This window comes from cf. Phormidesmis sp. LEGE 11477 (genome assembly GCF_015207105.1).
GTDB lineage: Bacteria > Cyanobacteriota > Cyanobacteriia > Phormidesmidales > Phormidesmidaceae > Phormidesmis.
The window spans coordinates 1-14,929 of record NZ_JADEXO010000040.1 but is presented as its reverse complement, the minus strand read 5'-3'; the positions used below and the strand labels follow the sequence as shown (position 1 = coordinate 14,929).

General features: G+C 49.3%; 8 protein-coding genes. 5 read left to right on the top strand and 3 right to left on the bottom strand.

What is annotated here, in order from left to right:
- Positions 1-303: 303 nt before the first annotated feature.
- The 3 genes from IQ256_RS13360 to IQ256_RS13350 are packed head-to-tail and all read left to right on the top strand — an operon-like array spanning position 304 to position 2,190.
- Entirely contained in the window at positions 304-909 is a 606-nt protein-coding gene (locus IQ256_RS13360; protein WP_193856039.1) for a Uma2 family endonuclease, read from the top strand.
- A 12-nt stretch (positions 910-921) separates the two neighbouring features.
- Positions 922-1,344 carry a calcium-binding protein gene (locus IQ256_RS13355; RefSeq protein WP_193856038.1) on the top strand — a complete coding sequence of 141 codons (423 nt, stop codon included), beginning with the start codon at positions 922-924 and terminating at the stop codon, positions 1,342-1,344.
- A gap of 6 nt (positions 1,345-1,350) precedes the next feature.
- Positions 1,351-2,190 (top strand): hypothetical protein, encoded by an 840-nt coding sequence (locus IQ256_RS13350; RefSeq protein ID WP_193856037.1) that lies wholly within the window; start codon positions 1,351-1,353, stop codon positions 2,188-2,190.
- A 52-nt stretch (positions 2,191-2,242) separates the two neighbouring features.
- On the opposite strand, the gene IQ256_RS13345 is transcribed toward IQ256_RS13350, so the two are convergent.
- The 3 genes from IQ256_RS13345 to IQ256_RS13335 all read right to left on the bottom strand — a co-directional run bounded on the left by IQ256_RS13345 (position 2,243) and on the right by IQ256_RS13335 (position 13,992).
- Positions 2,243-11,038, bottom strand: coding sequence for a type I polyketide synthase (locus IQ256_RS13345; protein ID WP_193856036.1), 8,796 nt, complete (start codon positions 11,036-11,038; stop codon positions 2,243-2,245).
- 158 nt (positions 11,039-11,196) lie between these two features.
- Positions 11,197-13,023 carry a fatty acyl-AMP ligase gene (locus IQ256_RS13340; protein ID WP_193856035.1) on the bottom strand — a complete coding sequence of 609 codons (1,827 nt, stop codon included), beginning with the start codon at positions 13,021-13,023 and terminating at the stop codon, positions 11,197-11,199.
- A gap of 270 nt (positions 13,024-13,293) precedes the next feature.
- A complete protein-coding gene (locus tag IQ256_RS13335; RefSeq protein WP_193856034.1) occupies positions 13,294-13,992 on the bottom strand; it encodes a bifunctional 2-polyprenyl-6-hydroxyphenol methylase/3-demethylubiquinol 3-O-methyltransferase UbiG in 699 nt (232 codons plus the stop codon).
- A gap of 161 nt (positions 13,993-14,153) precedes the next feature.
- Here IQ256_RS13335 and IQ256_RS13330 point away from each other — a divergent pair, with 161 nt between their 5' ends.
- Together IQ256_RS13330 and IQ256_RS30405 are read left to right on the top strand one after the other, a co-directional pair.
- Complete coding sequence (locus IQ256_RS13330) at positions 14,154-14,549, top strand: hypothetical protein (protein ID WP_193856033.1); 396 nt, start codon at positions 14,154-14,156, stop codon at positions 14,547-14,549.
- Positions 14,539-14,847 (top strand): HNH endonuclease, encoded by a 309-nt coding sequence (locus IQ256_RS30405; protein WP_193856032.1) that lies wholly within the window; start codon positions 14,539-14,541, stop codon positions 14,845-14,847. Before IQ256_RS13330 ends, IQ256_RS30405 begins: the two co-directional genes overlap by 11 nt.
- Positions 14,848-14,929 lie beyond the last annotated feature (82 nt).

Genomic DNA, 14,929 nt, shown 5'->3' with positions numbered 1-14,929 from the left:
AATAGTTTCTTCAGCGCCTGCCCTTTAGAAACAACTGAAGAGAAAAATGAATGAGATGTAATCTAGATACTACTACAGTCTGTCATCAAAAATATTGAGATCTTCGTAGCCGAGTGGCTTCATCTGCCTATGAAAGCACTTTCAACACTTTCTCTTTGAGCCGTTTAGCACTTTCATAACCGTGATGCATCGACGGTCTGGCCTATTGGAGATGGACAGAGCTAAGTAGCCGAAGCTGTTAGGAAGCGCAAAGATCAAGATGCGGTTTGCTATACTCAGTAAAAATCAGCCTAGTGTCGGCTTATGACATTTACGTCTGTTCGCTATAAAAACTATGAAGAGTATCTTTATTCTGACCTAGCTTCAGAAGGCGATCTTCGTTTACTCAGTAGTGGAGAGGTCATTGAGTTGCCACCTGAAGATGAAGAAAACACCTATATCGCAGACGAATTCAGCGAGTTACTAAAACGATTGTCTGCTGATAGACGGTTGGTTAAGAGTTCTTCGATAGAAATTCAAGTTCGTCCAGTCGGCGATAATAGAGTCAATAGAAAGCCAGACATCATTGTTTTGCAGCCTGAGCACCTAAAGCGTATGGCTGAGCTCAGGAAGGGAGCGATACTGTTTGGCGCACCCCCTCCCTTGTTAGTCGCTGAAATAGTCAGTCCGGGTAGTGAAAGAACAGAAAACTATCGGCGAGATTACGACTGGAAACGTCAGCAATATGAGTGGTGGCAAATTCCTGAATATTGGATCATCGACCGACATAGACAACAGGTTGCTGTATTTATACTAGGAGAAAATATTTACGAAGGAACCTATTACTATGGGTCTGATGTTATTAAATCCACTGTGTTTCCGATGCTACGAGTAGCGGCTAGCAAGCTACTGTCTGGCAACCTCTTATAATCGCAACCGCAAATGGCAAGACCTCCTATTGACGAAGAACGTGAGCACCGCATCACCTACGATATCATCGTAGATTGTTATGATAAATACGAAGTCTCTATGGGCTGGTATTCTTATCTTCTAGATCACCTGAACTTTCCACTTAAGGCTCAACGAGCAACTGCTAGTTCTTCACACAAAGCGTCAAACCAAAAGCTGCCGAAAGCTGAAGTGGTAAGAATCATCGGCATGTCTGAGACTGATGGGTTCGAGACCGATATATTCGTGGATATAGAATATGATGATGCCAGCCAAACTGATGTTGTGGCTATTCCCTTAAGTCAACTTCAGATAGTAAAGGGTGACGATGAAAGCATGCAGGCTTTCGAAGATTGGCAGTACTGGATAGACCAAGGTAATGAACTTGCGGAGCCAGACGAAGACGAGGAGTACTGACTTTTTATGAAACTGAGTCCTGCAGATGCCCAGCGATTTATGAGTCTCATGCTACCGCTTCAGTGGTATGTCAATCAGGAGGCGCAGATTCTACCAGAAGTTAAAGACTTTGAATCATTTTGTGCGACTGAGGCCGAAGACAAAATACAGGTTCGAGATTATCTTTTTGCTCATACCGAGCTGATTAATCGCTTTGTGCAGGATAACCCAGAAGACATAGACAAAGAGGGTTTAGAGACTATATCGAGCTGGAAAAACTATATTTTCGGAGACTTTTATATAGAGCGCTTTCTAAAGAAGTACAGTATTTTTATTGCCGATGATGATACTGTATATGGGGTTTTGGGCTTAACCAGCGGCCCCTCAGATTTTATTGACAAGAGAAATCTGCCCATTAGGGTACAGACGATCCTGCTACCCTTTCAAAACAAGATTGTCTACGATGGCTTTTTTCGCTTTTACAGCGTTCTTTTTGGCAGGGGTATTAGCTCCAGTCTTAAGCAAGTCTATCTGATCGCAAAAGACAATAACGCAATCGTTCAAACTTTTGATTCATCAGCGACTAAGCAAAAAACGACGAAAAAGGCTGCTGGCAAAAAGTCCGCTGATACGGGCAAAGATTGGGTGCCACTTCTAGAAGAACTATCTACCAAAGCGAAGAGACTCAAAGGCGGAGGCGGTCAACCTACAACCTATAGTCCTGTCTTCAGCCTGGTTCGTGCGAGTCTAGAACTGGCAAAGCTGGCTACTGAATCGCAGCCCGACACGAACAAGCTGATCAAAAAGCACAATCGTATCAGTACATTGCTAGATCAGATGGCAGATGCGATTATTCGAGAGCAGTAACCAAAGTAACGACTACAAAACTTTGCTGTACGAGAGCAGCGATCATCTCGCCTTATTCGGCAAACTCAACAGACGGCATTTGTTCGATTAGGTATTCAACTAAGCCTTCTAGAGTTGGATGCTCGAACAAGAAACTAGCTGGAATGGTTGGTCCCAGGTTGTACTCTAGCTGATTGGCTAATTCGACTGCCATCAAAGAGTCTACGCCTAGATCTGCTAGCGGCTGGTCTAAGGCGATCTCTTCGGGCGAGCTATAGCCGAGCACATCGGCAATTTCTGCTTGAATGTGCGCCATTAGATGATTGCGGCGCTCCGTAGCAGGCACTTGTTTTAGCTGTTCTAGTCCTTGAAGGCGATCGCCTTCATTCTCATCAACAGCAGATCTAAAGCGTTCTAGTACGGGTAGAGAAACGCCTGGCGGCAGTTGAGCAGAGAATCTGGCCCAGTCTATAGACAATACGCCAACTTGACGAGCTGACTGAGCGATCAGCTCACCTAAAGTTTGCAGGCTCTTGTCTGGATTGAGGAGCGTAATGCCCCTAGCGTTCATTCGACTTTGAACGTCCGTATCTAACTGAGCGGCCATACCGGCTTCTGCCCACGGCCCCCAGTTCACGCTCAATCCCGGCTGGCCTAATTTGCTGCGATGCTGCATCAGGGCATCTATAAAAGCGTTAGCCGCAGCGTAGTTGCCTTGTCCAGGAGAGCCGAGTAGAGAAGCAACAGAAGAAAAACAAACGAAGAAATCTACTGATAGAGACTGCGTTGCCTGATGCAGGTTCCAGGCACCTTTGACCTTGGGTGCCATCACCTTAGCGAACTGCTGCCAGGACATCTGAGAGAGCAAGCCGTCTTCTAAGATGCCAGCGGCGTGAATGATTCCCTTCAGTGGGGGTGAGTTCTCTGTGGTCAGCCGGCTAATTATGTTTTCAACGTCGGGCGATCGCGTCACATCTCCTGGCACAACAAAAACACTAGTCCCTAGCGCCTCTAGCTGTTCAATCACCTGCTGAGCCTCTACTGAGGGTGCTCTTCTTGACATCAGCGCTATGCGCTTACCACCTTGTTTTGCTATCCACTGCGCTACCTTTAGACCCAAAGCACCTAGTCCGCCTGTGATTAGATAACAGCTATCGCTATCGATCGAAACGGCTTTATTTTCTTTGGGTTCGATCGCAGGCAACGTCAGCACAATTTTACCAATATGCTTAGCCTGCTGTATGTATCGAAATGCCTGCTGACTCTCCTGAATTGGGAAAGTTTTGATCGGCAACGGACGAAACTGTTCTTGTTCAAACAAGTTACCCAGCTCTTTCCACAAACTGCGAATAATTTCAGGCGTCTGCTTGGTGACTTCCCCTAAGTCAAACGGGAAATACTGGACGGTGGGATAGGTCTGCTGAACCCGCCGCTCATCCCAGATGCCAATCTTGCCTAGCTCAACAAATCGACCGTTCTGGGCGAGTACTTCAAAGCTTTTGTCGATGAATTCTCCGTTTAGACTGTTGAGAACGACATCGACGCCTTTGCCTTCTGTGATTTCTAGAATTTCGTTAGCAAAGTCAAGACTGCGAGAGTTCATAACATGAGCTATGCCCTGCTCTTTTAGGAAATCCCACTTGCTAGGGCTAGCTGTTGCGAAAATTTCTGCGCCAGCACGCTGAGCGACTTGAACAGCCGCCTGACCAACGCCTCCGGCAGCAGCATGAATGAGAACGCGATCGCCCGCTTTCAAATTCGCTAGGGACTGTAAGCCGTAGTAAGCCGTTAAGAAGGCAAGTGGTAGCGTCGCGGCCTCTGCAAAAGTGATCTGAGCGGGTTTGGGAATTACAAATTCTGAGCGGGTAGTAACAAATCGACTGACGCCATCGGTAAGCATGGTAGCCATGACCTGATCACCAATATCGAGATCGGCTACCTGATCGCCTTTTGCCACTACTGTGCCCGCGCACTCAAAGCCAAAAGTAAGCTGGTTAGCCTGGGTAATGCCTAGCTGCTCGGCATAGTATTCTTTTAACAAGCCCAAGACGTTGAGCACATCGCGAAAGTTCAGGCCAGCGGCGGCCACCTGAATTTCTACATCGCGCGGACCCGGCGATCGCCGCTGAATAGGCAAAAGTGAAATATTGTTGATCAGTCCATATTCTTTCAGCTTGAGCTGAAATGACTGACCAGCCGGTATAGGAAGCAGATCTTTTTTTGGCTCGTATGCTGATAGACGAGCAATATAGCGTTGGTTCTGTCGATAGGCGATTTGATCTTCGATAGTAGGAGAGTAAAGTTCATCTATGAGCTGGTCAATATCGGATGAATTTGAGCCTGATGCCAAATCGATCCGACGACAGTTCAGCTCAGGATGCTCTAGCGCGATGACTCGCCCTAATCCCCATAGAGCTGCCTGCTGAATGTGCGGTAGACGCAGCTCCTTTGTTTCTTCTAACTGTGTGATAGACTGAATGACTTGTGTGACTAGCCATAGCGGCGGCGTGGTGCGCGTCTTAGTCAGTGACTGTACGAGGTGAAGCACGCTTTCGCAGTAGTGATTTTGAGCAGTAGGGTCGCACAGGTAGATAATTCCTTCTAGGGGTTGTTCTGATAGCGATGTGATTAGTTGATTGAAGTCGTCTATGCTAGCGGGATTGAGCTGATAGTGTTGAGAGTCTAGCTGCTGATAGGCGCTACTGAAAGAGGCTTTGATGGTGCGATCGCCCCTGGCTTCAATCTGTTCTATCACCTGCGCGCTAACTTCCGCTTTTAGATCGGCAGCAAACACTAGCCACTGCTTTTCAATGGGCAAGATAGGTGCTGGGGCTGGCACCAGGGGCGCTGCCTCCCAAGTCAATTCATATAGAGCAGGCGGTACCTCCGGCTGAAGATAGCGCATCAGAATCTCTCTATTCGTCCGATTGAGCAGCAGTCCTTTGACTTCTGCAACCACCGCACCAGATGGATTTACAAGCTGCACGTTGCTGATTAGCTGTTTCGCACGTTTACTGTTAAAGGCTTCATTTTCGGCTGTATCAGCTGCATCATCATTAGTGACAATAGATGCGATCGCCCACACCGAACTGCCAAGCGCACCGTAAACCTGTAGCGCTTCCACACCCGCTGGCAAGTAGATTTCTTTTGCATTCGTTTCACCAACTGCAGCAGCTAGAATCTGAAAGCTCGCATCTAGCAGTACCGGGTGTAGTCGATAGCGGTCCGCGCTTTTCTGTAGTGATTCTGGTAAAACAATCTTTCCTAGAGCCTGATTTGGCGAAGCCCAGAGCTGCTGGATGGCCTGAAAATCTAAGCCGTATTCTAGACCGAGGGTATGTAGCTTTTCGTAGTATTCAGCTACTGGAACTTGCTGTAGAAAGCTGGCCTTGCACGCGGCTAAATCAATCGGTGAAGGCGACGGACTACCTACTGGCTGTATGGTTCCCTCGGCATGGGCTACCCAGCGAGGTTTTGTTGTTTTATTTTCCGTTTCTTCCGAGCTTTTCTCTGAGCCTTTCTCTGGGCCATTCTCTAAGCTGAAGATTTGAAACTGCTGGGTACCGTCCGCTTGTGGCGTTAGAACAGTTTGAACCGTTGTCGGCTGAGCTTCGGATAAGATCAGTCCTCTCTGGATAACGACATCGGTAATGGTTTGCGTCGAAGAGGAAACTTCAACCGTGCTAGCATCAGCGGCTAGCGCTATTTCGAGATAGGCAGTCGCTGGCAAAATCGCCTGAGAAAATACGCGGTGGCAGGTCAGATAGTGAGGCTGTTGAGGGCTAATCTGAGTTTGGAATTGGATCGGTGGAACGGGTGAAGCAAATCGCTGCCCTACCAGCGGATGTAGCTCACTAGGTGCTGATAGACGACTGAGAAGAGAATTAGTGGTAGAAGCGGAAGCAGTCTCTGGCTCTAGCCAGTAGCGCTGCCTTTGAAAGGAATAAGTTGGTAGGAGAACTTTCTGGTGCGAAGCGAAACGATAGAATTCTGGCCAGTTGATTTTTGCGCCTTTGGTGTATAGCTGACCGAGGCTGTTCAGCATCTGCTGCCAGTCATCTTGTTCTGAGCGAAGGCTAGGTAGCCAGCAACGTGAACCCTCTGACCCTCCCGAACCTTCTGAATTATGGAGCGGCAAGCACTGTTTTCCCATCCCTAGCAACAGCGGCTTTGGGCCAATTTCTAGATAGACATCACAGCTCTTTTCATCCAGGCTGGCCATCCCTTTGGCAAACTTCACGGGTTGTTCTATATGCTGGGTCCAATAGTCAGCAGTCGCGATTTCCCTATCAGCCACTTCCCCAGTTAGGCAAGAGATAAAAGGAACTTTGGGCCGCGAATAGTCAATTTCTCTGGCAATGGTGGCAAAGTCTTCAACCATCGGTGCCATCAAAGGAGAATGAAAAGCGTGAGAGACGGCAAGTTTCTTGTTTTTGATGCCTTGCTCGGTGAGTGTCTGGGCGATCGCACTCACCACTTCTCCTTCTCCCGAAATCACCACGCTACTAGGTCCATTAATCGTTGCAATGCTCACCCGAGCAGATGACTCTTGATAGGGTGCTAGCCATTCCTCAACCTGTTCTAGCGGCGCTAAAATCGACAGCATCTCGCCGCCACTAGGCAGTGCCTGCATCAGCCGCCCTCGCTCTGCGATTAACGACAGCCCCTCTTCCAAACTGAAAACTCCAGCGATACAGGCCGCAGCATATTCCCCGACGCTATGACCGAGCACAAAATCCGGTTCGATTCCCCAAGACTGCCAGAGTTGGGCTAGAGCGTATCCAATAGCAAAAAGGGCGGGCTGGGTATAGGCGGTTTCGTCGAGAGAAGAATCACTAACCGAAGGCTGAGCAACGTCGTCTAGCTGATGATGAGGGTAAAGAACAGCTAATAGAGAAATTTCTTTCTTAGCAAGAATCTCTTCGCACTGATCGATCGCCTGGCGGAAAACGGGTTGAGTCTCGTAGAGCGCTCGGCCCATGTCTATGTATTGCGAACCCTGTCCGGTGAAGAGAAAGGCAATTTTTGGAGTTTTGGTGGCAGCGGCTTTGGGTTTGGGGCTAAGGGTTTGAAGCTGTTGTTGGAGCTGGATGGTGGATACGGTGATAATGGCGAGGCGATGGGAGAAGTGCGATCGCCCAGCACTGGCGGTATAGCAAACATCTGCTAAAGATAAACCGTCGTTTCTTTTCAGCCAGTCTTGATACTGCGATACTTGCGTTTTTAGCGCTGCGTCACTCTTGGCTGAAAGCGTCAATAGGTGCAAGGAAGAGGCTGGCTCTAGATCGCGCTTAGGGACTACTGACTTGGAATCAACTGAACTAGAAGCAACAGGCTTAGGAATAGCTGACTCAGGAGTAACTGACTGAGGAATGGCTGACTTAGAGGCAGGTAGCTCAGGCGCTTCTGAGACGACTACATGAGCGTTGGTGCCCCCAAAGCCAAAGGAACTAATGCCTGCAATTCGCGGTCTGTCTCCAGATGGCCAAGCTTTGTTTTCTGTTGGAATTTCTAGCGGTGTCTCTTCTAGCTGAATATAGGGATTAAGCTTTTCTAGATGCAAATGCTGCGGAATTTCTTCATGCTGCAAAGAAAGTAATACCTTGATTAATCCAGCCATGCCCGCAGCAGCTTCCAGGTGACCGATGTTGGTCTTGACCGAGCCTAGGTAACAAGTTCGATTCTCTGTTTGCAGAGCCTCGCCACCCTCTTTCTCACCAAAAACTGCCTTGAGCGCATTGACCTCGATCGGATCGCCTAGCGAAGTGCCTGTGCCGTGGGCCTCAACATAGTCAATCTGCTCGGCGTTAATATCCGCATTCGCTAGCGCCTGTTTGATCACGCTCTGCTGCGCTAGGCTGTTTGGGGCAGTCAGCCCGTTGCTACGGCCATCCTGGTTGACCGCCGATCCGCGTACAACGCCCAGAATCGGATCGCCATCTTTTTGAGCATCGGCCAGCCGCTTTAGCGCTACCACGCCGCAGCCTTCGCTACGTACATAGCCATCGGCACTCGCATCAAAAGTCTTGCAGCGGCCATCTGCTGCCATCATCTGCGCCTGCGAAAAGGTGACGGTTAGCTGAGGGTTGAGCATCAAATTCACGCCGCCTGCTAAGGCCAAATCACACTCGCCTGTTCGCAGACTTTGGCACGCCTGATGCAGCGCTACGAGAGAAGAAGAACAGGCTGTGTCAATAGCAAAGCTAGGCCCGTGCCAGTCAAACAGATAGGAGAGTCGATTGGCGGTGATGCTAAAGGCGTTCCCCGTGCCATAGTACACATCTGTATTGAGCTGGGTGCCCTGCACGCGCGAATAGTCGCCATTGCTCACGCCTAAGAAAATGCCCGACTGACTACCGGCTAGCTGATCTACGGAAAGTCCTGCATTTTCTAAAGTCTCCCAGCAAACCTCTAATAGCAGTCTCTGCTGAGGGTCCATATACGTCGCTTCTCTAGGAGAAATGCCGAAGAATTTAGCATCGAAGCGGTCGACATGCTTGAGAAACCCTCCCCATCTCGCTAGCTTTGGAGCCGCTAACTTTGACGAGGCTGAATTTTGAGACATCGAATTCTGAGACGCCGAGTTCTGAGCGGATAAAACCGACTCAAGCTGATCGGTATCCCAACGCGAGAGCGGGACTTCGGTAATCGCATCTTGGCCATCTTGTAGAAGCTGCCAAAAGCTCTGAATATCTGGCGCACCCGGAAATCGACAGCCCATACCAATCAGTGCGATCGCCTCTCCTAAACTCACTTTCTGTGCTCGAATTCGCCCTAGATCCTCAGACTCTACCCCCTGTGAGTCTCCAGTCACGAGCTGCTGCGCCAATGCCGCAATCGTCGGAAAATCATACACAATCGTTGGCATCACCGGACGCCCTAACCAGGCTTCTAGCTCAGTAGACATTTCGATTACTTGCAAAGAGCTGAGTCCATAGCTGGCGAGCGGCTCTTGACGATCGATTTCAATCGGCGCTATCTGTACTCTTTGAGCGATTCGATGCGTCAGCCAGTCTTCTACTGCCTGAATTTTCTCCGGCTCTGTTGATAGCTCAGAGAGTACAACAGAAAATTCTTCAGTCGGAGCTGATACAGCTTGCAGATCTCTTTTCCACTCGCCTACTACCGACAGGCTATCGTCTAGAAACTGTCGACGGCACTGCTTACGCTGCACTTTGCCGCTAGAAGTTTTAGGCAAACTTCCCGTTTTCAAAAGCTGGATAGCATAGATCTGGAGCTCATGCGCTTCAGAAACAGCGCGGCGAATCGCTAGAACAATCTCATTTTTTACCTGCTCGTCTTCGTTCAAGCTACGCAGATAAGTGCGCGTCACTTCTGCTGTGACCACTAGCTGCTCAGCCGATTTCTTTTCTATAGAGAAAGCCGCACAGCCGCCGAGCTGCATCGCCTCGTGGGCGTTTTCTACCGTCTGCTCAATATCTTGAGGGTAGTGGTTGCGGCCACGAATGATCACGACATCTTTGAGACGACCAGTAATAAACAGCTCTTGGTCTTGAAAAAAGCCTAAATCACCCGTACGCAAAAAGCTGGCTTCGCTGCCCGCTAGCTTGGCCCCAAAGGTCTGTTCTGTTTGTTCTGGCCTTTGCCAGTAACCCTGGGCAATACTTTTACCCGCTACCCAAATTTCTCCTACTTTTCCGCTTTCACACGGCGTCAGCGTCTGGGGATCAACAATCTCTACTTTCTGTCCTAACCAGCTACGGCCACAGCCGACTACGGGCTTACTTTCTGCGGGGATAGCGCTGGCGATCGCCCGGTCACGCTCTAGCGCATCCGAGTTGACGTGGTATATCACTGGTTCTGCGCTTCTAGATCCACCTGTTACTAGCAGCGTTGTTTCAGCCATGCCATAGCAGGGATAAAAGGTATTGCTTTTGAATCCGCTAGGTGCAAATGTTGCCGAAAACCGCTGTAGTGTTTCAGGTCGAATGGGCTCTGCGCCAGTAAATGCCAGGCTCCAGCGACTCAAGTCAAGCGCGGCAATCTGTTCTGGCTTAGCAGTTTGAGCACACAGCTCATAGGCAAAATTAGGCCCGCCGCTAGTAACGACTTTGTAGTCCGAAATGGCCTGTAGCCAGCGAATTGGCTTTTGCAAAAAGGCCACAGGCGACATCAGAACAACAGTGCCGCCACCGTAAGCAGTTTGCAAAACACCGCCAATTAGCCCCATATCATGGTGAAAAGGTAGCCAAGAAACCCCAGTATGATCCGGTTCGCTCTCAAAGCAAAGGTAGATCATCTTGCTGTTGTGCAGCATGTTCTCGTGAGAAACCATGACGCCTTTGGGCGTGCCAGTAGAACCAGAGGTGTACTGAAGAAATGCCAGATGCTGACTTTTCTCAGCGGCGGCAAGAGCCACATCCCAGCGGTCAAGCGGAGTTGTGGCACAAGATAGCAGCGGCGGCAAATCATCAGTGGCTAGCCAGGTCAGATTCGCAGAAAGCGGATCTTGTTTCCAGCTTTTTTGCGTATCGGCGATCACCTTTTGAGTCGTAAGCGCTAGGGTCGGCTGACAGTCTTGGGCGATCGCCTGCAGTCTTTCTAGGCTTTGGTTGCGGCGCGGTGGATAGGCCGGAACGGCAATAATGCCGGCATACAGACAGCCAAAAAATCCGGTAATAAAATCAAGACCAGCGGGATAGAGCAGCAGGGCGCGATCGCCTGGCTTGGCTCCTGAATGGAGTAGATAGTCGGCAATCTGGCTAGCTTTACTATCTAGCTGTGCGTAGGTTAGTCTAGCTTCTTCGCGTTCGCCGTTTTCAAGAAAAATATAAGCCGTTCTATCGGGATGTTCTGTCGCCCTGAATTTCAGCAAATCTACAAAGTTAGTAATACTGGAATCCAACATCGTTTCTCTTTTGATGACAGGGCTTCTGATGATAGGGCTAGTGACTATTTATCGATTGATAAAACTATGAACGAATCAATAGAGAGATTAATTTCGCGGTAGAAGAACAGCAGTTCGATCTAATTGCATACTCAGACAAAATATCTGTTGTGTCTCTGTTACACCTCTATAGACATCAGATTTGGATCGAGTAAGATTCCTTCAGCCGAGCCGCTGTTCTTCCACTCGTGAATGATGTTGAGTTCACCAGTTATATACTTTTCCTTGCAGGCTCTTCTTTGCGTTTTCCCCGTCGGTGTCTTAGGCGTGCTGCCAGGGCGAACGAGCGCGATCGCGTGGGCCTCTAGCATATGATGCATCGCCAAATTCTGCCGAATCGCTCCAATCACCGCTTCTTGATTCTCTGCTTGATTCAATGACTTCAAATGCCGCGATTCTATCTCTTGGACAACCACCAGTCTCTCTTCTTCATCTACCTCTACGCCGAACACAGCAACCCCAGCCGGACGTAGCGTTGGATGACTTTTTTCTACTGTTGTTTCAATAAAGTGAGGATAGTGATTGTTGCCCCATAGGATAATCACATCCTTGATCCGCCCGGTAATAAACAGCTCATCGCCCTGAAGAAACCCCATATCCCCGGTTCGCAAGAACGGCCCTTCTCCCGCTGCGGTCATCGCCTGAAACGTCTGTTCAGTCTGCTCTTCTCTGTTGAAATAGCCCTGAGCCACGCTTGGTCCAGCCACCCACACTTCACCAATCTCATCTTCAGCGCATCGCTTTAGCGTCTCTGGATCGACAATAGCGATCTGATGATTTGCGCCGATGCTGCCACAGCCAACCACTTTTCTCGCCGCTGAGACATCCTCATTAGCAGCCGGCACAACTTTGTTCTTTTCTAAGGCAGCTCGCTGAATCGACTTGATAACTGGCGGCAAATCTCTGGGCGTGGTAGAGACCATGACAGTGGTTTCAGCCATACCATAGGCCGGACAAAACGCTGCTTGGCGAAATCCCGACGGCGCAAAGGCGGCGGCAAAGCGTGCCAAGGTGTCAGGCAGAACCGGTTCTGCACCATTACCTGCGATCGCCCAGCTACTGAGATCTAATCCGCTTCTTTGCTCTGGCGTAATCTTACGCAAGCACAGCTCAAAGGCAAAGTTTGGTCCGCCGCTGATCGTACCTCGGTAGCGAGAGATTGCCTGCAGCCACCGCAAGGGCTTCAAAATAAAATCTACAGGCGACATCATCACCGCTGGCCCGCCCGCATAAACGGGCTGAATCACCGCGCATACCAGGCCCAAATCGTGATACAGCGGCAGCCAACAAATCCCGATATCTTGGGCGGTATACTGACAAGCCTCATAGATCATGGCCAAATTGTTCAACACATTGCCGTGGCTGATCATCGCGCCTTTTGGCAGGCCAGTCGATCCTGATGTGTATTGCAAATAGGCCAGGGTTTTATCTTCTAACGGTGGCATTTGCCAGCTATCGGCGTTCTGATTATCTAGCCGGTCGGTCTCTATCCAATGAATTTGATCGAGCGGTGGCGTCACGGCAAAAGGCTCTGACAGCCGGGCCATCAAAGGCTGCGTGGTCAGTGCGAACTGGACTTCGGCATCAACAGCCTTGTACTGCAGCTCTAATAGAAGAGATTCGTTCAGCGGTGGCCAGGCAGTGACCGCTACCGCGCCAGCGTATAGACAGCCAAAAAAGGCGCTGGTAAAGGCCAACCCGTCTGAAAGCGGAAAGGTGAGCAGAACTCTAGAGCCAGATGCGCCAAGAGACTGAAGATGAGCTGCGATCGCCCGCGCCTGCAAGTCCAACTGGGCATAAGTCAAACGACCATACTCACTCTCTCCGTTCTCTAGACCGATATAGGCGATTTGATTCGGCTGGTGCTGGGCCCTGTAGCGCAAAATCTCAACTAAAGAAGAGCAGTGATCTAACTGAGTCGGATTACTAGCGAGAGAGGAAACCATAGAAGCTAAATGAAACTAAATCTAAGAAGCCGTGATAGCGCTGCAAGGATACCGAAAAAGAAACAGGTGATAGATGCCGCCAGCCCACTACCCGTGAAAGTACTGAGAATTCAGACGGATTATAGCCTGCTCAAAGGGTCGGTTCAAAGGTGCCAGACAAAATTTGTTGCGATCTGCACTTGGCTTGTACCCTTACCAGCAGGCTACAACCCTTATTAAATAAAGCTCAAATCAATTTGAATGCTTGGCGATCGCCCGTCAACGGCTCTATCAATCGCACTTCGCTACTGCAAACAGCGATAGTCCCATCGGACAGCCCAGTCGGCTCTCTAAAGCCTGAAATAAAGGGACACAGCGGTCAAACCAACCCACCTGCTCACCCGGCGGTGTCACTCGGCTCTTCATTCCGTTTAGCCACCAGCCCGCAATCCCAACCAAATTAAAATAGCTCAATTCACTCTGGGTATAGGCCGCTTGATTCAGCGCTGTTCGCAGAGTCGCAGGCGTATAGCGACGGTGATGGCCGACGGCCTGGTCTAGCGAATTGTAGAGCGATTCGAGCGCAGGCACCTTGATTATCAAGCTGCCACCAGGCGCTAGCATCTGCCTGAGTTTGGCTAAAACCGCCGTATCATCTTTAATATGCTCTAGCACATCGAGCATGATAATAGTGTCGAACGTCTGGGCAAATTCCATCGTCGTGGCATCGGCGGTGATGACTTTGACATGGGCGCTGGCGTTGGGATCAGATTGGAGACGCGATCGCGTTTGCCCTGCATACGCCTCATCTAGATCGACCGCCAGCAGCTCCGAACAGTTTTGAGCAATCAGCGCCGTAAAATTGCCGCTACCGCAGCCTACCTCTAGCGTACGCCCCTTTATATATGGCTGTAGCTGGGCGAAAATCCACTGAGTGTAGTGAGTCGCCGACTGAAGATGATCGAACCACACATCTTGAGCACGTTGCATAGGTAACCTTGTCTACTTGCTGTTCAGTCCTTAACGTATAGCCGATACGTAACCTATTTCAATTCGAACCGCAGTCAAGTCTCAACTTTAGACAACTTTAGAGATTCGTGATCGCTACCAATCGCTTATTATTGTAGTTAACGACTAGTTTCGTATCCAGGATGTCTCCGTTGGTAGAAAGCCGTCAAAGAGCAATATTATTGATTGAGCAACTGTCTCAGGAGAAGCTTCCGGCTGTTATCCAGCTTTTGGAGTTGTTAGCAGAGCCTGTTCAAAAATCGTCTACTAGCGATGAAGAAAATCGGCTGCTTGCTATTATTCAGCGCCGACTTCCTGAAGAACAGCAGCTGAGGCTAAACGACTTACGTCACCGCTGTGAATGGTCTCAGCTAACCGAATCAGAACATGCAGAACTGATCAAATTTGAAGATCGAGTAGAAGAACTTCGAGTAAACCGTTTAGCTTCACTTATAGAGTTAGCTAAGCTGAAAGATGTCGATTTGATGACTCTGAACCAAGAGATTTCATCTTCTAAAGAGTCTTCTCGTGCCGCCTAAATCGGATCGAGTATCGTCTACTCTTAGACAAGAAGTTGCATCAAGAGCTAATCATCGGTGCGAATACTGTCTTTCCCCAGACAATTTTTCACCAGATAGCTTTACTACAGATCATATCTATCCTCGTTTCTTAGGCGGAAAAAGCACTTCTGACAATCTGTCCTGGGCTTGTTTTGGTTGTAATGGTAGAAAACATATCAAAACAAAAGGTGAAGATCCACAGACTCATAAAGCTGTTAGCTTTTTCAACCCGCGAACCCAAAATTGGTTAGCTCAGATCTTGCACCAATCTCGATAAGCCGCTCCAGGTAGAGAATGGATAACTATTTCAAAGCCATAATGAGTCGCAATATCGACATCCCGCTTGATTTGGTTGAGCA

What these genes read in the sequence shown, in the direction of transcription:
- IQ256_RS13335 (WP_193856034.1), bottom strand. Translation starts at nt 13,992, where the DNA reads ATGCAACGTGCTCAAGATGTGTGGTTCGATCATCTTCAGTCGGCGACT.
- IQ256_RS13360 (WP_193856039.1), top strand. Translation starts at nt 304, where the DNA reads ATGACATTTACGTCTGTTCGCTATAAAAACTATGAAGAGTATCTTTAT.
- IQ256_RS13330 (WP_193856033.1), top strand. Translation starts at nt 14,154, where the DNA reads ATGTCTCCGTTGGTAGAAAGCCGTCAAAGAGCAATATTATTGATTGAG.
- IQ256_RS13340 (WP_193856035.1), bottom strand. Translation starts at nt 13,023, where the DNA reads ATGGTTTCCTCTCTCGCTAGTAATCCGACTCAGTTAGATCACTGCTCT.
- IQ256_RS13345 (WP_193856036.1), bottom strand. Translation starts at nt 11,038, where the DNA reads ATGTTGGATTCCAGTATTACTAACTTTGTAGATTTGCTGAAATTCAGG.
- IQ256_RS13350 (WP_193856037.1), top strand. Translation starts at nt 1,351, where the DNA reads ATGAAACTGAGTCCTGCAGATGCCCAGCGATTTATGAGTCTCATGCTA.
- IQ256_RS13355 (WP_193856038.1), top strand. Translation starts at nt 922, where the DNA reads ATGGCAAGACCTCCTATTGACGAAGAACGTGAGCACCGCATCACCTAC.